Origin of the sequence: Sphingomonas arabinosi, from assembly GCF_036663715.1 — a bacterium.
Classification (GTDB): Bacteria; Pseudomonadota; Alphaproteobacteria; order Sphingomonadales; family Sphingomonadaceae; genus Sphingomonas.
Genome location: NZ_JAXOJN010000009.1, coordinates 43,335 through 64,121, shown reverse-complemented (window position 1 = coordinate 64,121; position 20,787 = coordinate 43,335). Strand labels below are relative to the sequence as shown.

Below are 20,787 nucleotides of genomic sequence, written 5' to 3'. Positions count from 1 at the left end.
GAAGGCCGGGGCCCAGTTGGGAAACCCGAGTAAGGGCGCGGTGCGCCTCGTTACCACGACCTCGCCAACTGGGCCCTGGCCCCCGCCGGGGTGGCAAATCGGGGATCAGAGCGAACGCCGTTCCAAACCAAACCCTGTTCACCCGGGAAGGCGAGAACCCAGTCTGGATTCCCGCCTTCGCGGGACTCAAGCTGCCTTCGCAAATCAAACGGCCCAATCTTCCCCCGCCAGGGGGAGGTGGCCGGCACTTGCCAGACGGAGGGGGAGGGCAGGGTAACTACCGTTCCGCGTCCTCCCCTCCGTCGCCTTACGGCGCCACCTCCCCCCTGGCGGGGGGAGGATTGCAGCAAGGCTACCTCACTCCCGCGCCTACCCCTTAGTTGCTGTCCGAACCCCCATCATCATCCCCACCGCTGGTCGCGAGCAGCACGCCGACCACGAGCGCAGCCAGGATGCCGATGTTGATATAGGTCGCGGTCGGACCCTCGGCGATCTTGCTCTTGCCCGATGTCGTCGTCCCCGCACGCGCCTGCGCCACCGACAGCGACGATGCGGAATTCGCCGCCGACGCCATCGTCGGTGCGACCATCATCGCCACGCCCGCAACCGCCACCGCAACATTCTTGAAACCAGACTTCACGATATTTTCTCCCTGTAAGATCGCCGCATAGGTTCAGCTTCGCCCCGATTCGTCAACGCGTTTGCGCGCAGTTGCAGCAACGTTTTTCACTGACTTCGAACAGTCACCGGACTGCGGCTACCCTGTCACAATACTCGGCTAATACTCGCGGTGAGGGATACCTTGCCGGGGGACAGGCTCATGAACGCCGTTACGACGTTTCCGCCATCTAGCGTCTTGGGCGCCGACATCACCGATATCGCCGACTTCATCCATTCCCGGCCCGCCGCGCCCGAGCCGATCGTCGAGCGCCGCCAATACCGGACGATCTGGATCTCCGACGTCCATCTCGGCACACGCGGCTGCAACGCGGGGATGCTCAACGACTTCCTCGATCACGTCGACAGCGAGACGATGTACCTCGTCGGCGACATGATCGACGGCTGGCGGCTGAAAAAGAAGTTCTACTGGCCCGCCGCGCATAACGACGTCCTCTGGCGGCTGCTCAAGCGCGCCAAGCGTGGCACGCGCGTCGTCTACATCCCCGGCAATCACGACGAAGTGTTTCGCCAATATTCCGGGCTCGACTTCGGCGGCATCTCGATCCGGCGCAAGGCGATCCACGAGACGGCCGACGGGCGTCGCCTGCTCGTCCTTCACGGCGACGAGTTCGACGCGATCACGCTCGCACACCGCTGGGTCGCGCATATCGGCGACGCCGCGTACACGATGCTGATGGGGCTCAACCGCTGGGTCAACGGCGCGCGCCGCCGCATGGGCATGCCCTATTGGTCGCTGTCGAAGCACGCCAAGGCCAAGGTCAAGAACGCGGTCGCCTTCATTTCCCACTTCGAAGAGGTCGTTGCGCATGCCGCCGATGCGCGGGGCGTCGACGGGGTCGTCTGCGGCCACATCCACACCGCCGAAATGCGCGAGATCGCCGGCATCGCCTATTACAACGACGGCGACTGGGTCGAAGGCTGCACCGCGCTGGTCGAGCATTTCGACGGCCGCATGGAGTTGCTCCACTGGGGCGATGAAATTGCCGCCCGCGAGCGCGACAAAGTTGTCACCCTAGCCGCCTGACCCAAAACCCTCTCCCCAGCGGGGAGAGGGAAAGACGCGAAGCGGCGAGGGTGAGGGCAAGTCCGCCGCATCAACGAAGAAGCGTGCCCTCACCCTCCCACCGCAAGCGCGGCGGGCCCCTCCCTCTCCCTTCGGGGGAGAGGGGTTAGAACGGAGAAAATACGATGCGTATCGCAATCGTCACGGACGCCTGGAGCCCGCAAGTCAACGGCGTCGTCCGCACCCTGCAAGCCGTTCAGCGCGAACTCGAATCGATCGGCCATCAGGTTTTGGTCGTCTCGCCCGAGCGCTTCGCCTCGATGCCATGCCCGACTTACCCCGAGATCCGCCTCGCCTTCGCCCGCTCCGGCGCGGTCGGTCGCATGCTCGCCGCGTTCGGGCCGGACGCGATCCACCTCGCCACCGAAGGCCCGGTTTGCCTCGCCGCCCGCTCGTGGTGCCTCGCCCGCGCGCTCCCGTTCACCAGCGCCTATCACACGCAATTCCCCGATTACGTTGCCGCCCGCACCGGCGCGAACCCCGACTGGATCTGGCGCTACATCCGCTGGTTCCATCGCCCCGCGCAGTCGATCCTCGTCTCCACGCCGTCCGTCGCGAAGACGCTCGCGGAGCACGGCCTGCACCAGGTCCGCGAATGGGGCAGGGGCGTCGACTTCGCCCAGTTCGGCCTCGACGGCGCCCGCGATCCCGAGATGGCGGCGCTCCCCGGCCCGATCCAACTCTACGTCGGCCGGGTCGCAGTCGAGAAGAACATCGAGGCGTTCCTCTCCTCCGCGCATCCCGGCACCAAGGTCGTGGTCGGCGAAGGCCCCGCCCGCGCCGCGCTCGCCCGCCGGTTCCCGGACGCGGTCTTCCTCGGCCAGCGCTCCGGCCTAGACCTCGCCGCAGCGTACCGCACCGCCGACGTCCTCGTCTTCCCCAGCCGCACCGACACCTTCGGCCTTGTCATGATCGAAGCCTTAGCCTGCGGAACCCCCGTCGCGGCCTACCCGGTAACCGGCCCGATCGACGTCCTCGACACCCGCGTCGGCGCGATGCACGATGACCTCGACGTCGCGATCGCCACTGCGCTGACCCGCGACCGCGTCACCTGCGCCGCCTATGCCGCGCGCTACAGCTGGCCGGCCAGCGCCCGCCAGTTCCTCCACGCGCTCGTCCCGCTGGAAAGGAAGCTGTTGGCCGCCTGAGCTTGTTCGCTTGCCTGTTGCCCCCGCGCGCACTAAGTCTCTCTCATGTCAGGCCGCTCCGAAAGGGGCGGCCCTTTCTATTTTTACGGAGTTTCCGCCGTGGCCCAGCCGCTCATGCCCCACGCGACCGCCGCCTGGATGGTCGATAATACCGCGCTCAGTTTCGAGCAGATCGCGGACTTCTGCGGCCTACATATCCTCGAGATCCAGGCGATCGCCGACGACACCACCTCGACTAAGCTCACCGGTCGCGATCCCGTCCGCGCGCACGAAGTCACGCAGGAAGAGATCGACAAGGGCGCCGCCGATCCCGATTACCAGCTCAAGATGATCAAGGGCCCCGAGCAGGTCCGCCGCACCAAGGGCCCGCGATACACGCCGGTCTCGAAGCGCCAGGACAAGCCCGACGGCATCTCGTGGATCATCCGCAACCACCCGGAGATCACCGATGGTGCGATCTCACTGCTGATCGGCACCACGCGTACGACGATCGCCGCAATCCGTGATCGCAGCCACTGGAATATCGCCAACATCACCCCGAAGGATCCGGTCACGCTGGGTCTCACCTCGCAGCGCGAGTTGGACGCAGCAGTGGCGAAGGCGGCCAAGGCAGCCGGCATGGAAGCCCCCACCGATACCCGCCTCGAAGGCGACCGCGAAGTGCTCCTCCAGCAGCTCCGCGCCGAGCGCACCCAGGCGGCCGCGGACGCACAGTTCGTGGCAGACGGCGGCGTGTTGCCCGTCAAGCCGCTATTCGACGACCCCTTCAAGCGCTGACCTTACTTCCCCTCCCGCAAGCGGGAGGGGGCAGGGGGTGGGCATGCGCTCCCCCCCAAACGATACGCCGAGTGAGCGCGGTAAGGCCCACGCGCCGCGCAGATGGAGAAGCGCAAACCCCTCCTCCGTCATCCTGACGAAAGTCATGACCCAGAGCCAAAAAATGCCGCCCTACGTTACTCTGGATCCTGACTTTCGTCAGGATGACGGGGAGCGCGCAACGCCCGCCGGCACTATCTCCCGCCACATCCAGTTGCTAACCGCAACGGATGGCAACCGCACCCGACACAGACTTCACGCCGACCAGCCACAAGGGCCTGACCTACCCCTTCGGCGGCGCAGAGCCGGCAGCCGGTGACGTCTACGAGGTCGCCCCCGGCATAGACTGGGTCCGCCTGAAAATCCCCGGCCCGCTGAAACACGTAAACTGCTGGCTACTCGCTGACACCGACGGCGACGCGCTGGTCGACACCGGCATGAACACGGCCGAGGCTCGAGACGCATGGAAAGCCATCTTCAGCGGTCCCAAAGCCAACACCCGCATCACGAAGATGATCGGCACTCACTTCCACCCCGACCATATCGGCCTCGCCGGCTGGATGTGCGACCACCATTCCGCCCCCCTGATCATGACCCGAGCCGAGTGGCTGACCGCACGCATGCTCGCCGCCGACGCCCGCGACTCCGTCCCGCACGAAATGCTCGCCTTCTGGCGCGGCGCAGGCTGGAGCCCGGAACAGATCGACCACGCCACCGCCAAGGGCTGGGCGGGGTTCCGCAAGATCATCACGCCGCTCCCGCTTAGCTACACCCGCATCGAAGACGGCGACACCCTCACGATCGGCGCGCGCGACTGGCGGATCGTCACCGGCTCCGGCCACTGCCCCGAACACGCGTGCCTGTACGACGAAGCCAGCGGCATCCTCATCGCCGGCGATCAGGTCTTGCCCCGCATCAGCCCCAACGTCTCGCTAGGCGTCACCGAACCGAACGCCGATCCCCTGGGCGAATGGTTCGCCTCGATCGCCAAGCTCAAGACGCTGCCCGCCGACCTGCTCGTCCTCCCCGGCCACGGCGACCCGTTCACCGGCCTCCACACGCGACTAGACGCGATGGACCGCGAACACCGCGAGCGACTCGACGAACTCGCCATCTTCTTCGCCGAACCCCGTCGCGCGATCGACTGTTTCGGTCGCCTGTTCCGCCGCGCGATCGGCCCGGACGTGCTCGGCATGGCAACCGGCGAAGCGCTCGCCCACCTCCGCCGCCTCGAAGTCGAAGGCCGAGCGACCCGCGAAACGCACGATGGCGTATGGTGGTGGCGCGGAGCCTGAGTTAGCATGCGGCCAAATTCAAGAGGATAGGCCCATGTGCGACGAGCATACCGCAGACGATAACGAAGCGTATCTGGCCGGCGTTTCGCGCCGCCAGTTCGGCGTGATGACCGGCGCGATGGGCCTGACGATGCTGCTACCCGCCCCCGCCAACGCCGCCGTCATCAAGGGCCGCGACGTCGCGATCACCACGCCCGACGGCAAGGCCGACGCCTATTTCGTCGCGCCCGCCACCGGCAAGCATCCCGGCGTGCTGATCTGGCCCGACATCATGGGCCTGCGCCCCGCCTTCCGCCAGATGGCCGACCGCCTCGCGCAATCGGGGTACGCGGTGCTCGTCGTCAACCAGTTCTACCGCTCGACCAAGGCACCGTTCCTCGCCCCCGGCGAGTCCTATGACCAGCCCGCCGTCCGCGCCCGCATCGCACCCTTCCGCGAAGCGCTCACCGCCGAGGGCACCGTCCGCGACGCAAAGGCCTTTGCCGCGTTCATCGACGCGCAGCCGCAGACCGACCGCAAGCGTGGGCTGGCCAGCACCGGCTATTGCATGGGCGGCCCGATGGTCCTGCGCACCGCCGCGGCCGTGCCGAGCCGCATCCGCGCCGGCGCGACCTTCCACGGCGGCGGCTTCGTCACCGACAAGCCCGACAGCCCCCATCTCCTGATTCCGCAGATGAAGGGCCGATACCTCATCGCGATCGCCGCCAACGACGATGCCCGCTCGCCCACCGAAAAGGACACGCTCCGCACCGCCTTCGCCGCTGCGAAATTGCCAGCCGAAATCGAGGTGTACGAAGGTACGATGCACGGCTGGTGCCCGCCCGACTCGAAGGTCTACAACGCAGCCCAGGCGGATAAGGCCTGGGCCCGCATGCTCGCGCTGTTCGATAAGGCGCTTGTGTAACGGGGGAAGGGTGAGGGGCCCGTAACCGAGCCCAGCCCTCCACGTCCTTGTCCTCCCGCGAAGGCGGGAGCCCAGCCTGGGCTCCCGCCTTCGCGGGAGAACAAGCTTACTTCGCCAGCGCCGCTTGACCGCGACCCTAGGCCATGAGACCCTCGTTCACGATCCGTTCTCAGGAGGCCCGCATGACTCTAACGCTCTACACCAACCCGATGTCGCGAGGCCGTATCGCGCGGTGGATGCTCGAAGAGGTCGGCGCCGAGTATGACACCGTCGTCCTCGACTACGCCTCGACGATGAAGGCCGAGCCGTTCCTGTCGATCAACCCGATGGGCAAGGTCCCGACGATCGTCCACAACGGCCAGACCGTCACCGAATGCGCCGCGATCTGCGCGTATCTGGCCGAGGCGTTCCCCGACGCCGATCTCGCACCGCACCCCGACGAACGCGCCGCCTATTACCGCTGGCTGTTCTACGCCGCCGGCCCGCTTGAGGCCGCAATCACCAACCGCTCGCTCGGCGTCGTGCCCACCGACAGCCAGCAGCGCATGATCGGCTATGGCAGCTACGACACCGCCGTCGACGTGCTGGAGAAAGCGGTGGCCGCGCATGACCATATCGCCGGAAACCGCTTCACCGCCGCCGACGTCTATGTCGGATCGCAGGTCATCTGGGGACTGCAATTCGGCTCGCTCCCCGACCGCCCGGCGTTCGCCGGCTATGCCGATCGGTTGAAGGCACGCCCGGCCTATGTGCGCGCCGGCGCGCTGGACGATGCGCTGATCCCGGTCGCTGCGTAAGAGCGAGCGGCCCGCCAACCAAACCCGTCATCCTGACGAAAGTCAGGACCTAGGATCTCAGGAGCTAACGCTCGTGGCTCTGGGGCCTGATTTTCGTCAGGATGACGGCATATGTTGGAACGAACCGAGCGGCATGGACCGGTTTCCTAGAGAGCCGGTTCATGCCGCACGACAGGTGCCTCGAACCCATTCCCTCTCCCATCGGGGAGAGGGAGAGACGCCGAAGGCGGCGATAGGTGAGGGCAAGCCAAACGGGGCGACGTAATGGAGCAGGCGAACCCCATCACTCGCCTCAGTCCGCAACAAAAAAGCGCTAACGTGTCTCAAAATCCCGGATCAGGCCGCCCACTTCGCCAGCCAGTTCGCCAACGCCTGAGGCCCCATCGACCGCGCATCCGCCAACTCGGTTTCATGCCCCGCATTCAGCAACCGGTTGCTCCGCGGGTCGACTACCAGCACCGCCGGCACGCCCTTCAGCCGCCCCTTGATGCCGTAGCCCGCAGCGATCTGCCCGTTCTTGTCGAAGCGGCCGATGTCGACCGTCACCACCACGAACTTGCTGTCCACAAAGCGCTTCATCTCCGGCAGGTCGATCGTCCCCGCGAGCAGACGGCAGTCGAGGCACCAGTTGCCGCCGAGATCGATCAGCAACCGCTTGTGCGTCTTCAGTGCCCGCGCACGCGCTGCCGCAACCTGTGCGTTGGCGTTGGCCGACTCATTATACGGCAGCGGCAAGGGCTGGGGCAGCTTGTCGAAGCTCGTCGTATTCACATGCGGCGCCACCACCTTCGCAGCGGGGGCGGCCACTGCGGTGGCGAGCAAGGCAAGCGCGGCGATACGGCGCATCGACATCATTCATATCCTCCGATCACGGCATTCAGGAAGCTCGGGAATGGTCCGTTCCAGCCATCCGCCGGCGTATCGGCGACCGGTTGGCGGCGACCACCGGTTGGATCCGCAGGAATGCGCTCCGTCCGCGGCGGCTCGACCTTCGCCACTTCCGAACGAACAGCTTGCGAGCGAACCGGCTCCGAACGCACCGGCGCGGCGCGAACAGGTTCCACATACGCCGGTTCGACCTGCACCGGCTCGATCCGTGCCGGCTCGGCAACACGCGGTTTCACCGCGGGCACGGGCTCGTCGATCGGCGTACGCTCCCAGCGTGGACGCTTGGCCGCCGTAACCGGTTCGGCCGCAGCCAGCACTTCGGCGACGATCGCCGGCGCGACCGTATCCGCCCGCGGCACCCGCCGCGTACGGGGCCCATCCGACTCCCCGGCAACCGGCACCGGCGTAAACGTCTCGGACCGCACCCCGCGCCGCGGCCGCGCGCGCCGCGCCGTGCCCTCGTCTTCGGTCGCAGCAGTAACGGCCGCCGTCTTCGGCTCGGCACCCTTCAGCCGCTCGATCGTCTGCCCGGTAAGCTTCTCGATATTGACGATATTCTCGGCATCATCCGGCGCGACGAACGTGTACGCCGTCCCCGTCGCCCCGGCGCGACCCGTCCGCCCGATCCGGTGCACATAGTCGTCCGGATGCCAAGGCGCGTCATAGTTGAACACCGTCGACACTCCCTTGATGTCGAGCCCACGCGCCGCGACGTCCGACGCGACCAGGATCGTCACCGCGCCGGACTTGAACAGCTCGAGCTCGGCCAGCCGTTGCGGCTGTTCCATATCACCGTGGATCTCGCCCGACTTGTAGCCCGCCTGCTTCAGCACCTTGTTCAGGTCGCGCACCGTCGTCTTGCGGTTGCAGAAGATGATCGCGTTGGTCACCTCCTCCTGCGCGAGAATTCGGCGCAGCGTGTCGCGCTTGGCGGTCTGGCTCGGTACCGGCACCAGATACTGCTTAATGTTGAGGTTGGTCGACGCCGGGCGCGACACCTCGATCGTCTTGGGATTGGTCAGGAACTTGTCCGCCAGCTTCTTGATCGGCGGCGGCATCGTCGCCGAGAACAACAGCGTCTGGCGCTGTTTCGGCAGCTTGGTGCAGATTTCCTCGATGTCGGGGATGAAACCCATGTCGAGCATCCGGTCCGCCTCGTCGATCACCAGTAGCGAACAGCCGTTGAGCATGATCTTGCCGCGCCCGAACAGGTCCATCAGCCGGCCCGGCGTCGCGATCAGGACGTCGACGCCCTTCTCCAGCGCGGCGAGCTGGTCGCCCATCGACACGCCACCGATCAGCAGCGCCATCGAGAGGTTCGAGTTCACCCCGTATTTCTCGAAATTCTCCGCCACCTGCGCGGCGAGTTCGCGCGTCGGTTCGAGGATCAGCGAGCGCGGCATCCGCGCGCGGCTGCGGCCATGCGCGAGAATGTCGATCATCGGCAGCACGAACGACGCGGTCTTGCCGGTGCCCGTCTGGGCGATGCCGATGATGTCGCGCATCATCAGCACGGACGGGATCGCGCCGGCCTGGATCGGGGTCGGCTCGGTATAGCCGGAGTCGGTGACTGCCTTGAGCAGTTCGTCGGAGAGGCCGAGATCGGCAAAACTCATGCAAATGTCCGGTAAATAGAGGGTGAAATGCACTGCCCTCAAGCGTTCCGGCGCTCGCCGATTTAGCGACAAATGTCAAGGAAACGCGGTGAATGGAGGGCGCAGGCGGCGGCGGGAGGTGTATTTCCGCAAAAAAACCCGTCATCCTGACGAAAGTCGGGATCCAGAGCCAAGCACCGCACCGTTCGTTACTCTGGACTAGGACCTTCGTCAGGATGACGAAGCAGGTAAGAATGGGTTCGCCACACGCGACCGGCCAGCCCCGCTACTTCTTCACGCGCAAGCTCTTGAACCCATCGATCTCGCAGCGCGCACCCGATCGCATCCGGATCGCATCGCGGTCCTTGCAGATCATCCCGTCCGCGCCAGGTCGCAGATAGAAACCCGAATAATAATCGAGCGGCTTGCAATCGCCGTCCAGCCGCGCGCGCAGTCGCGTGGTGTCGTCCATCACCAGGTCGACCGCGCCGTCCTTGTTGAGCATCGCGCCGGCGATCTCGTCGACCGCGATGCATTTGGGGCCCTTGTGCTCCTTCCATTCGCGTGGCGGCGCATAGGTGCGGACGGGAGCCCGGCTCATCCGGGGTACGCGGATGATGATGCGTTCGTGGATGGAGACCTGCGCGACTTGCAGACCGTCGAGCTTGAACCCCGGCGACGGCACGTCGCGCCCATCTGCAGCAAAGGGGCCTGCAGCAAAGGCGTCTGCAGCAAAGGCACCCGCAGCGAACGGGCCCGCGAGCGCGAGCAGGGTGGCGGGAATCGCGGGGTGAATCATGCTGGCTGGATCATGCTGACGTAACCGTTAGGGCCAATCGTTGAACGCGCGATGAATTTTGTCTAGCGCTTCGTTCGTGCCCGAAATTCAGACAGCAACCCTGACGCCTTCGCAAGCCGCGATATTAACCGCGCTCGCGCCGCATCTCGACGCCAAGGCGATCGTGACCGACCCCGCCGATATCGATCCCTGGCTGCATGACTGGCGCGGCCGGTTCCACGGCGCCGCGCCCGCGTTGCTTGCGCCGACCTCGACCGCGGAAGTCGCGCTGATCGTCAAGGCCGCCGCCGAGCACCGCGTGCCGCTGGTAGCGCAAGGCGGCAACACCTCGATGGTCGGCGGCGCGACCGCCCCCGCGGACGGTAGCGCGCTGATCCTGTCGCTCCGCCGCATGAACACTATCCGCAGCCTCGACACCGAAGCCGGGTTCGCGATCGCCGAGGCCGGCGTGATCCTCGCCGACCTCGACGGCACCGCGCAAGGGCAGGGGTGGCGCTTCCCCCTGACGCTAGGCGCGCGCGGCACAGCGACGATCGGCGGGCTCGTCTCGACCAACGCCGGCGGCACACAGGTGCTCAAGTTCGGCACGATGCGCGGCCTCGTTGCAGGCGTCGAGGCGGTGCTCGCAGACGGCACCATCCACGACGGCCTGTCCGCGCTCAAGAAAGACAACCGCGGCTACGACCTCGATCAGCTCTTCATCGGCGCGGAGGGCACCCTGGCGATCGTCACCGCCGCCACTCTCCGTCTCGCTCCCGCAATTGCCGCACGCGGCACGGCTTGGGTCGGCATCGCGTCCCCTCAGGCTGCACTCAAACTGCTGCGCGCGATCCAGGCGCAGACCGACGCGATCGAAAGCTTCGAGATCCTCCCCGCCGAATCGCTGGACGCCGCCATCGCGCATCTCCCGAACGCCCGCGCGCCGCTCGCCGGCCGCCACCCCTGGCACCTCCTGATCGAGGCGACCTCGGCCACCCCCGACGGCGACTCCCCCAGCGCGCTCCTCGAACGCCTGCTCGGCAAAGCTCTTGAAGACGACGCGATAGAAGACGCAACGATCGCCACCAGCGAAGCCCAGTCCACCGCGTTCTGGCTCCTCCGAGACTCGCTCTCCGCCGCCGAACGCGCACTCGGCCCCGCAACGCAGCACGACATCTCGATCCCGGTCGAGACGATGCCGCGCTTCATGATCGAGGCGGCGGCGGCGTGCGACGCGCGTTTCCCCGGCACGCACGCGAGCGGTTTTGGTCATCTCGGCGACGGCAACGTCCATTTCCACGTCCGCGCCGCGCCCGGCACCGATCCCGCCCGCTGGTATGCCGAGGACGCGCCGGTCGTCACCCGCTTCGTCGGCGATCTCGTCACGGCGGCCGGTGGTTCGATCTCGGCGGAGCACGGCATCGGCCAGATGAAGCGCGACGAACTCGAACGCCTGTCGTCTCCCGCCCGCATGACTGCGCTCCGGGCGATCAAGTCCGCGATGGATCCACTCGGCATCCTCAACCCCGGAAAGCTCGTCACACTTGCACGCCCGCCCGGCGCGCCATAGAGCCTCGCCCCAATCGGTGGCATGAGCCACCGGCATTTCGACCGACCGATCCGGAGAGTAAAATGGCCAGCACCGCCCAGCTTCCGCTTTTCTATAATGGCCTCGAGCCGCTTTCGAGCGACACGCACGCGAACTACAAGGTCCGCCCGCAGGACAGCGCGCCGTTCCTGGTCGGCCAGCATGCGATCCCGATCACCGTCGACGAATTTCCGCTGGTGCAGCGCCATATGCCGATCGTCTTCTCCGTCGGTGACGACGCCATCCCGCTCGCGCTGATGGGCCTGAACGAGGGCGTCAACGTGTTCGTCGGCGAGGACGGCAGGTTGACCGAGAACACCTTCTACGTCCCGGCCTACGTTCGCCGTTACCCGTACATGCTCGCGCGCCTCCACCCCGACGCACAGGAGCTGTCGCTTTGCTTCGACCCCACGTCGCAGGCGCTTGGCGAATTCGAGGAGGGCGATGCGCTGTTCGAGAACGGCCAGCCGACCGAGCTGACCAAGAACATCCTCGGCTTCAACGAATCGTTCGAACAGGCCGGCGCGCGCACGCAGAACTTCATGAACGAGCTGCGCGAACTCGAGCTGCTGATGGACGGCGAAGTCACGATCCAGCCCGACGGCGCCGACCAGCCGTTCGTCTATCGCGGCTTCCAGATGATCAACGAAGAGAAGCTGATCGATCTGCGCGGCGATGCACTGCGCAAGATGAGCAAGTCGGGCATGCTGCCTTTGCTCTACGCCCACCTGTTCTCGCTGTCGCTGATGCGCGACATCTTCGCGCGTCAGGCGCAGCTCGGCATGACCCCGCAGCAGCAGATGCCGGCCCCGGCGCAGTTCAACGTCTGATCATCGTCCGCCTGTAATGTGAGGAAGTAAGCATGGCAGCGCAGGATCGTCCGGATCGCTACTCGTCGGATCGCTATTCGAGGGTAGCGATCTGGTTTCACTGGACGATCGCGCTGCTGGTCATCCTCAACCTCGCGGTCGGGTTGCTGCACGATTCGGTGCCGGCGCTGCGCAGCTGGATGGGTGCGCACAAGGCGCTAGGCCTCGCGATACTGGCGCTGACCCTGGCACGGATAGCGTGGCGGCTGGCACACCGGCCGCCGCCGCTTCCCGCGCGTACCCCGGTATGGGAGCGCTCGCTCGCGCATGGCTCGCACACAATGCTGTACGTCCTGATGCTCGCCATGCCGTTGACGGGCTGGATGATGGTATCGGGCGGCAAGCCGGGCGGTGTAAGCATCTTCGGCCTGTTCGACGTTCCGTATCTGCCGGTGTCGAAGGCGACCGGGCAGCTTGGTCACAGCGCGCATGGCGTGCTCGGCTGGGTAATGCTCGCTCTGGTCGTGCTGCACATCGCCGCCGCGCTGCGCCATCACCTGCTGCTTCGCGATACCGTTCTGACCCGGATTGCGCCGGTGCTTGACCGTCGGTGATACGATCGACCCCGCACGGCCGCAAATATATTTGGTGTGCGATGCAGCAAGGGTTGAACCAAAACGGCGCTCACCCATTTAGGTTCTGTACGGCATCGTGTCCCCCCCTTTCGCGGCGCCGTACGGTACGCTTCTAGCGTACCTCCTCCCTGAACCTAGGCCACTCCGTGCGACACGCACGGGGTGGTTTTTTTTGACCTGCGCGGTGGGGCGGGCCCGTCCGCTCTTCCCACCCGTTGCGTGCCCGTGGAATTATTCGAAAGCCTCGACGCGATCCTGCTCGCCGCGCTGGTCCTGCTGGTCCTCGCGCGCAAGTTGAACGTACCGTATCCGACCTTGCTGGCGGCGGCCGGTCTCGGTTTTGCGATCCTGCCGTTCGCGCCCAAGATCACGGTGGAGCCGCATCTCGCACTGGCGCTGTTCATCGCCCCGGCACTGCTCCATGCCGCGTATCACACCAGTCCGCGCGCACTTCGACGCCACTGGTTCCCGCTACTGTCCCTTGCCGTGTTCGCCGTCCTCGTCACCGCTGGCACGGTTGCGTTTGTCGGCGTGACGCTGGGCGGACTACCGCTCGCCGCTGCGTTCGCGCTTGGAGCGATCGTCGCGCCCCCGGACGCTGCCGCATCGGAAGCGGTGCTCGGCGAGGTCGGCATTCCGCGTCGCGGCCTCTTGCTGCTCCAGGGTGAGAGCCTCCTCAACGACGCCACTGCACTTTTGTTGTTCGGGCTCGCGGTCGCGTTCGCGACGCATTCCGACACGCCGGTGACACCCCTTGCGTTGGCGGCTGCGGTGCCTGGCGGGATCGTGTTCGGAGCCTTGGCGTCGTGGCTCTACCTGCGCGTTGTGCCGCTGTTCGCAGGCACGCTGGGCGCAAGTCTGGCCGATTTCGCGGTGACGTTCGGGATCTGGCTGCTGGCCGAGCGGCTGCATATCTCGCCGGTGCTTGCGGTCGTCACGTTCGGGATGATCGTGTCGCAGCGTCGCCCGATAGGCCAACCCGCGCGTGACCGATTGCAAAGCGCGGCAGTCTGGTCTGCGGCGGTGCTTGTCCTCAACATCATCGCGTTTGCGTTGATGGGGCTGCAATCGCGCGACGTGCTGGTTGGCCTGCCCGCCGCACAGCGCTGGCCGGCGATCGGGTTCGCTGGCGCGGTCCTTGCAACCGTGCTGGTCACGCGCGTCGCGTGGGTGTTCTTCGTGCGGTTCGTGGAGGGCGTGATCGCCGATCGCTACGCGCCGTCCTGGTTGCCCAAGCCGCCGCCGTGGAACGCGTCGATGATCCTCTCCTGGTCGGGCATGCGCGGCCTCCTGACGCTGGCGACCGCGTTCGCGCTGCCGCGTTCGGTGCCAGGCCGCGACCTGATCGTGCTAGCGGCGTTCGGCGTCGTGATCGGTACGCTCGTGCTGCAAGGGCTCACACTCGGGCCTCTGATCCGCCGTCTCAATCTCGGCGCGGATACCGGGCTGGCCGACGAGATCGCGCCCGCCCGCAAGCGGCTTATCGACGTAGGTCTCGCGGTCCTGCCGGCGCGCGAAGGCAAGGCGGCGGACGCCCTGCGCTTCCGTTACGGCGCGGCGGGCAAGGTCACCGCCGAGGCCGACGATCCGCAGGCGACCTCCGAATTCGACGAACTCCACCTCGAGATGATCGCCTGCCAACGCGTCGTGCTCCATGAGATGCGCGACAAGGGTGAGGTGGCGGAGGACGTCTATCGCCGCCTTCAGGAGGAGCTCGACTGGGCGGAGGTCGACGCGCGCGCGTTCGGAGACAATATCCTCACGGCGACCTGAAGGCGTGCGGGGAACATCGGCACGCGCTACGCAGTTTGAAGGAACCACCGTAGAAAGGGTCGATCCATGTCCGAGGCGTCTTCGTGAGCAACTCCGTCAAGCCCGCCCCGCCGACGACGCTCGTGATCTTCGGCGCATTCGGTGATCTGACCCGCCGCCTGCTGATGCCCGCGCTGATCAACATGACTCGGCTTGGGCTGGTCGGCGACGATTTCCACGTGCTCGGCGTCGGCATCGACGAAGGAGACGATCAGTCGCTGCGCGAGGCACTCGGCAATTTCGACGCGAAGGGCGGCGAGGGGGCCAGCGAGAAGGGTGACGCCTGGGCAAGGCTCAAGGATCGTGTGGGCTATCTCAAAGGCGATTTCACGCATGACGAAGTCTACGAGAGGCTCAAGGCGCGGGTAAGCGGCAACGTCGCATTCTACTTCGCGGTCCCGGCCAAGTTCTTCGGCGATATCGTCGACAAACTCGCGAAGCACGGCCTGATGGCCGAAACTCCGCACGCCTTCCGTCGGATCGCGATCGAGAAGCCGTTCGGCCACGACCTCGCCTCCGCGCGCGATCTCAATGCGCGCATTCTCGACAAGGTCTCGGAGGCGCAGGTCTACCGGATCGATCATTTCCTCGGCAAGGAAACCGTGCAGAACATCATGACCGCGCGGTTCGCGAACATGATGATCGAGCGGGTCTGGAATTCGGACTGCATCGCGCACGTCCAGATCACCGCGGCCGAAACCGTCGATGTCGGCACCCGTGGCAAATTCTACGATGCGACCGGCGCATTGCGCGACATGGTGCCGAACCATCTGTTCCAGCTGCTCGCGATGGTCGCGATGGAGCCGCCCGCGAACTTCGACGCGGAGGCGATCCGCAACGAAAAGGGCAAGGTGCTCAAGGCGGTCCGCGCCTATTCGCCAGCGCAGGCCAAGCGCAACGGCGTCCGCGGCGCCTATACGGCGGGCAAGGTGCAGGACCATGACGTCCCCGACTACACCGCCACCGCGGATGTCGCGCCGGACAGCCATACCGAGACCTATGTCGCGCTGAAGCTGATGGTCGACACCTGGCGCTGGGCGGGGGTGCCGTTCTACCTGCGCACCGGCAAGGCGATGACCTGCCGCGACACCGAGATCGTGATTACCTTCAAGCCCGTGCCGTTCGCGTCGTTCCCGGGTGCCGCGGCGGACATGCTCCCGCCCAATCGCCTGATCATCCAGATTCAGCCGGACGAGGGGCTGAGCATGGACATCAACATCAAGCGCCCCGGCCTCGAAGTCGCGACCGCCCCGATCGCGCTCGATTTCCGCTACGCCGACGCGTTCGATATCGGCCACCTGACCGGCTACGAGTCGCTGATCTACGACCTGTTCGCCGGCGACCAGACGCTGTTCCAGCGCGCCGATGCGATCGAGGCCGGCTGGGCCGCGGTGCAGCCGTTCCTCGATCTATGGGCGACAGACCAGAGCATTCCGGAGCCGTACGAGGCCGGCACGCTTGGCCCGGCGGCGGCGGACACACTGTTGGCGCACGACGGCCACGAATGGCACGAACTCGCGCCCGCAGGCCAAACCGTCCCCTGACTTTCACCCCTCCCTGAAAGGGAGGGGCCGGGGGTGGGTAGGCCGCTTGGGAAGGAAAACGTCCGCCAACTCGCCGACCCACCCCTAACCCCTCCCTTTCAGGGAGGGGAGCAAGTCGATCAAACCCGCTCGGTCAGCTCGATCTCGCCCTCGACCTCCATCTCGTCCTCGTCGCCCATCTCGTTCATGTCGGGCATCGTGAAGTCGGCCTTCCAGTCATAGACCTTCTCGACGCCGCCCTGCACCCAGACGCGGACCGCGCCCGAGGTGATCTCGCCACCCATTGCGCCGACGAAATCCGCTACCAGCGAATCCGCCGCATCCTCGTGATCCGTCGCGCCCGGGATCGTCGCGGCCGTCATCTCCTCGTCGAGTTCGATGATCTGCGCCCAATATTGCTTCGCCATGTGTCGCTCCTGCGTAAGATGAGATGCCGTCCGCCAGCCGCTCGACCGCGTCGACCTCGCTCGCGCTGCCCGACGGCGTCACCGCCCAGTTGCAATGCGCGTGCGTCGCGAGGCTATAGACCTTCACGTCGCCGACGATCAGCCGCCACCGCCGCCGATCGCCGCTGTTGTACCGGACGAGGTTGGTGACGAACAGGCTCTGGAGATCCGATGCGGTCATCCGCGCCCCATAGCCACAACCGCGCACCCGCCGCCACCGCAAACGGGACGCCGTGGACCCCTTCCAAAATTCGGCGCGTTTGGGACTTCGACGAGATCATCACCAGATACGGGAATTGCACATGGCCGGAACGGCATTGGTAGTGGGTACGAGCGGGATCGTCGGCAGCGCGACCGCAGCGGCGTTGGTGAAGGCGGGCTGGGCGGTATACGGCCTCGCGCGGCGGCCGACCGAACAGGACGGCGTGCAGCCGGTCGCCGCCGACTTGCAGGACCCAAGCAGCCTGGAGGCGGCCCTGACCGGCATCAGGCCCGATGCGGTATTCATCGCAACCTGGTCGCGCCAGGACAGCGAGGCGGAGAACATCCGCGTCAACGGCGGCATGGTCCGCAACCTGCTCGGCGCGCTCAGCCCCGGCGGCAGCGTGCGTCACGTCGCGCTCGTCACCGGGCTCAAACATTATCTCGGACCGTTCGAGGCGTACGGGAAGGGCGTTCTCCCGCAGACCCCGTTCCGCGAGGAACAAGGGCGCCTCGACGTCGAAAATTTCTACTATGCGCAGGAAGACGCGGTGTTCGAGGCGGCGGGGCGCGACGGCTTCGGCTGGAGCGTCCATCGCCCGCACACGATCATCGGCAAGGCGGTCGGCAACGCGATGAACATGGGCACCACGCTCGCGGTCTATGCGACGCTGTGCCGCGAGACCGGCCGCCCGTTCCGCTTCCCCGGCTCGGCCGCGCAGTGGAACGGCCTCACCGACATGACCAGCGCCAGCCTGCTCGCCGATCACCTGTTGTGGGCCGCGACCACGCCAGCCGCGCGCAACGAGGCGTTCAACGTCGTCAACGGCGACGTCTTCCGCTGGAGCTGGATGTGGGGCCGCATCGCAGACTGGTTCGGGATCGAGGCCGCCCCGTTCGACGGCACGATCCTCACCCTCGAAGAACAGATGAAGGATGACGCCGGCATCTGGCGCGAGATCGCCGCCCGCGAAGGCCTCGCGGAGGCCGATCTGTCCCGCCTCGCGTCCCCCTGGCACACCGACGCCGATCTCGGCCGCCCGATCGAGGTGGTGACGGACATGGGCAAGAGCCGCCGGCTCGGGTTCAAGGAATACCAGCCGACCGACGACGCGTTCTTCGACCTGTTCGAACAACTCCGCGCGGACCGGCTGATCCCGTAAGTCTTTCCCCTCTCTTCCGTCATTCCCGCGGAGGCGGGAACCCATACTGGCTAACCGTGCGATCGATCACGATCGTGCGAGGGTATGGATCCCCGCCTGCGCGGGGATGACGGACGGGGGCCGAAGGTTTACGGTTTCACCGCCACCGTAGCCGTAACCCCCGGATCGTCCCGCAGCCGCAGGTACAGCATCCCCCCAACCGGCTTCGGCACCGCAAACGAGCCCCCGGTAAACCCCTCCGGCACCAGAGCCGCCTCCGCAAACCCCGCATTTGCCGCCACGGACTCGATCAAGAACAGATCCGTCCCCGCCAGCATGCAAGTCTCCGCACAGGTCACCCCGGTAACACCCGGCACCCGCACCAGGGTCGTCAACGGCACCCAGTCGCCCGCGACCCCATTCTGCACCAGTCGCCACTTGAGCGGCCCATGCGCCGAAACCCCGAGCGCCTTGCCCGGCTCGACCGTCGCCACCGCGATCCGATCGTCCTGCACGGTCAACCCGCGCCCCGACGCAACGCTCGTGGTCGTCTTCCCGTCCGCCGTCGCGATCTCGACGCTATCGCCAGCGGAAAACCGCGTACCCTCGGCGAGCAGTGAAAACGTCAGCCGGGCATCCTGGGAAATCGCCGTATCCCCCGTCAACACGACCGGAAGCCCGGGCGAGGGCGGCCCCACTACGCTCTTGGCGATCAGCGTCGCCTTTGGCCGCGCGACCGCGACGACGAACTTCACCGACCGCTTTCGCCCATCCGTCAGCGTGACGAGCGCCGTCTTCGCCTGACCCGCCGCAAACGCCGGCGCCGTATCCGCGACCAATCCCAGCCGATCCACCTTGTCCGCCCGCACGACCTCGCCCGGCTTGAACGCCACGCCGTCGACGGTCATCGACGCCACCAGATCCAGCCGCGTCCCCGCCAGCGTCCCCGCAGCATCGCCGGCATACAGCGTAAGCCCATCGATCCGCCCCGCTTCGGCGAGCGCGGTCAGCGCGATTTTGTCCGGCGCCTCGACGCCATATTGCTTCACCAGCAGTGACAGTTTCCCCGGTGCGGTCTTCGCCAGCGGGAGGGTCAGCCCGATCCGATCCCCCGTCGTCGTCCAGGCGAGCGGCACCTGACCCGCATCGCTCACCAGCGTCACCGCCTCGACGCAACTCGGCGTCGGCCCGGCCAGCGCCACCGCATTGTCGCGACCCACGACCAGACTCTCGGGATCGGTATCGACCATCGTCCATCCGCCGGCGCGCGGCACCTGCAACCGAAACCGCGGCCCGTCGAACGGCGTGAACCCCCAGCGCCCATGCAACGTCGCGTCGGTCACGCTCCCAAGCCCGGCGGTCCGCATGCCGACCTGATCGAGCACATACCCGCCACGCTCGGCATCCGCCTGCACCGGCAGCTCGACCACGCCACCCTGCGGCGTCGTCACGCGCAGCATCATGTCGTGCGCGAACTTCGTCGCATAGATCAGCGGCGCGCCCTCGACCGGCAGCACCAGATCGGGCCGGGCCGCACAGACCAGTCGGTCCGCCTCCGCCCGCCGCATCGTCGGAGTCTGCGGCGCGCCTGTCTCGATCACCGGCATCGCGACCACCATCACCGATTTCGGGCTCGCAAACGACGGCGCCGCGTTCAGCAGCAGCGCCAACCGATCGTCGTGCGCCCGCGCCAGCGCTGGAATATATCGGAACTGCGTCGACTGGAACGCGCCGAAGATCTTCGCCAGATCGCGCACCACGCCGATATACGGGCTGTAATAGCCGAGCCCGCCCTCCGGCGTCGCGCTCAGTTGCAGCGCCAGGTCGGTCGGCGCACCCACAAGCGTATCCGCCAGCGTCGAGCTCTGCCCATCCGCCAGCACCAGAGAATCGCGGCTTTGCGTCAGGCACGACGCTTGCAGATCGGCGGCCAGATCGAGGCACTCCGCCTTCAACTTGATCGCCAGACTGCGCGACAGCAACGGCGACACCGCCTCGATCCGCTCGGGCCGCGTCCGCTCCAGCGCATGGATCCCGTCGAGAAACGCATCGAGCCGCGCGCGATCGAGCGACGCCTGGTCGAGATCCTGCACCGCGCGTACGAACGCCCCCGGCTGCTTGCGCACCGCCGACACGACCGCATCGAACCCGCCGCTCTCCGGCACCAGGAACACGACCAACTGCCGCGCGCCCTCCGGCACCTTCAACGCGAGCGCGTTCTTCTTCTCTTTCCACGTCTCGGCCTTGAAGAACCATGACTTGGGCGGTGGCTCGGTCGCACCGCGCAGGAACGCCGCGACCAGCAGATAGCGCGCGCCATCGTCCTTCTTGCCAACCGCCAGATCCGCCGCGATCGACACGCGGTCGCCGGTCGCGAGCTTGGGCACCCGCGCGATCGGCAGCGTCGTCGTCCCATGCGTCACGGCGACGCGCAGGGTCGGCCCGGTCAGGTCGAACGGCGCAGGGTCGGCCTGCGCAGCCACGGGCACGAGGGCCGCGGCCAGCGCGCAGAACGGAAGAAATCGAAGCATCATCACGGGCGATCTCATCGTCGGAAGCATCCCCGATGGCCTGTACCGGTGTCGAGAATAGGGCAACCCCGCGGCACCTTTCGATCCTCCCCCGCCAGAAGGGGTGGCTGGTCG

At 66.6% G+C, this 20,787-nt stretch carries 18 protein-coding genes; 12 read left to right on the top strand and 6 right to left on the bottom strand.

The annotated features are described in order from the left end of the window. Window positions 1–376: 376 nt before the first annotated feature. On the bottom strand, window positions 377–640 hold the full coding sequence (locus tag U1708_RS14810; RefSeq protein WP_332746589.1) for a hypothetical protein: 264 nt from the start codon (window positions 638–640) through the stop codon (window positions 377–379). Window positions 641–820: 180 nt separating this feature from the next. On the opposite strand from U1708_RS14810, the gene U1708_RS14805 reads away from it, so the two are divergent. From U1708_RS14805 to U1708_RS14780, 6 genes are all read left to right on the top strand, one after another. Next, window positions 821–1,705, top strand: a complete 885-nt coding sequence (locus U1708_RS14805) for a UDP-2,3-diacylglucosamine diphosphatase (protein WP_332746588.1) — start codon at window positions 821–823, stop codon at window positions 1,703–1,705. Window positions 1,706–1,869: 164 nt separating this feature from the next. Next, window positions 1,870–2,892, top strand: a complete 1,023-nt coding sequence (locus tag U1708_RS14800; protein ID WP_332746587.1) for a glycosyltransferase family 4 protein — start codon at window positions 1,870–1,872, stop codon at window positions 2,890–2,892. 99 nt (window positions 2,893–2,991) lie between these two features. Beyond that, window positions 2,992–3,669, top strand: a complete 678-nt coding sequence (locus U1708_RS14795; protein ID WP_056484483.1) for a DUF1013 domain-containing protein — start codon at window positions 2,992–2,994, stop codon at window positions 3,667–3,669. A 269-nt stretch (window positions 3,670–3,938) separates the two neighbouring features. Further along, window positions 3,939–5,003, top strand: coding sequence for an MBL fold metallo-hydrolase (locus U1708_RS14790; protein WP_332746586.1), 1,065 nt, complete (start codon window positions 3,939–3,941; stop codon window positions 5,001–5,003). 34 nt (window positions 5,004–5,037) lie between these two features. Then, window positions 5,038–5,907, top strand: coding sequence for a dienelactone hydrolase family protein (locus tag U1708_RS14785; RefSeq protein ID WP_332746585.1), 870 nt, complete (start codon window positions 5,038–5,040; stop codon window positions 5,905–5,907). A gap of 182 nt (window positions 5,908–6,089) precedes the next feature. Then, window positions 6,090–6,704 (top strand): glutathione S-transferase family protein, encoded by a 615-nt coding sequence (locus U1708_RS14780; protein WP_332746584.1) that lies wholly within the window; start codon window positions 6,090–6,092, stop codon window positions 6,702–6,704. Between the two features lie 336 nt (window positions 6,705–7,040). Here U1708_RS14780 and U1708_RS14775 read toward each other — a convergent pair whose 3' ends face one another. The 3 genes from U1708_RS14775 to U1708_RS14765 form a co-directional block, all read right to left on the bottom strand. After that, entirely contained in the window at window positions 7,041–7,550 is a 510-nt protein-coding gene (locus U1708_RS14775; RefSeq protein WP_332746659.1) for a thioredoxin family protein, read from the bottom strand. A 5-nt stretch (window positions 7,551–7,555) separates the two neighbouring features. Continuing rightward, complete coding sequence (locus tag U1708_RS14770; RefSeq protein WP_332746583.1) at window positions 7,556–9,208, bottom strand: DEAD/DEAH box helicase; 1,653 nt, start codon at window positions 9,206–9,208, stop codon at window positions 7,556–7,558. Between the two features lie 265 nt (window positions 9,209–9,473). After that, entirely contained in the window at window positions 9,474–9,986 is a 513-nt protein-coding gene (locus U1708_RS14765; protein WP_332746582.1) for a hypothetical protein, read from the bottom strand. 85 nt (window positions 9,987–10,071) lie between these two features. On the opposite strand from U1708_RS14765, the gene U1708_RS14760 reads away from it, so the two are divergent. The 5 genes from U1708_RS14760 to zwf all read left to right on the top strand — a co-directional run bounded on the left by U1708_RS14760 (window position 10,072) and on the right by zwf (window position 16,353). Next, window positions 10,072–11,535, top strand: a complete 1,464-nt coding sequence (locus tag U1708_RS14760) for an FAD-binding oxidoreductase (RefSeq protein ID WP_443030060.1) — start codon at window positions 10,072–10,074, stop codon at window positions 11,533–11,535. Between the two features lie 62 nt (window positions 11,536–11,597). Then, a complete protein-coding gene (locus tag U1708_RS14755; RefSeq protein WP_307083422.1) occupies window positions 11,598–12,383 on the top strand; it encodes a SapC family protein in 786 nt (261 codons plus the stop codon). Between the two features lie 32 nt (window positions 12,384–12,415). Further along, entirely contained in the window at window positions 12,416–12,976 is a 561-nt protein-coding gene (locus U1708_RS14750) for a cytochrome b (protein ID WP_332746581.1), read from the top strand. A gap of 246 nt (window positions 12,977–13,222) precedes the next feature. Continuing rightward, window positions 13,223–14,770: a cation:proton antiporter gene (locus U1708_RS14745; protein WP_307083426.1), complete on the top strand. Its 1,548-nt coding sequence runs from the start codon at window positions 13,223–13,225 to the stop codon at window positions 14,768–14,770. A gap of 83 nt (window positions 14,771–14,853) precedes the next feature. Beyond that, window positions 14,854–16,353, top strand: a complete 1,500-nt coding sequence (zwf, locus tag U1708_RS14740; RefSeq protein WP_332746580.1) for a glucose-6-phosphate dehydrogenase — start codon at window positions 14,854–14,856, stop codon at window positions 16,351–16,353. A gap of 119 nt (window positions 16,354–16,472) precedes the next feature. Here the strand turns inward: zwf and U1708_RS14735 are convergent, their stop codons facing one another. Next, entirely contained in the window at window positions 16,473–16,760 is a 288-nt protein-coding gene (locus tag U1708_RS14735) for a hypothetical protein (RefSeq protein WP_332746579.1), read from the bottom strand. Window positions 16,761–17,101: 341 nt separating this feature from the next. Between U1708_RS14735 and U1708_RS14730 the strand changes: the two genes are divergently transcribed. After that, on the top strand, window positions 17,102–18,163 hold the full coding sequence (locus tag U1708_RS14730) for an SDR family oxidoreductase (protein WP_332746578.1): 1,062 nt from the start codon (window positions 17,102–17,104) through the stop codon (window positions 18,161–18,163). Window positions 18,164–18,291: 128 nt separating this feature from the next. Here U1708_RS14730 and U1708_RS14725 read toward each other — a convergent pair whose 3' ends face one another. Beyond that, window positions 18,292–20,673 (bottom strand): hypothetical protein, encoded by a 2,382-nt coding sequence (locus U1708_RS14725; RefSeq protein WP_332746577.1) that lies wholly within the window; start codon window positions 20,671–20,673, stop codon window positions 18,292–18,294. Window positions 20,674–20,787: the final 114 nt, after the last annotated feature.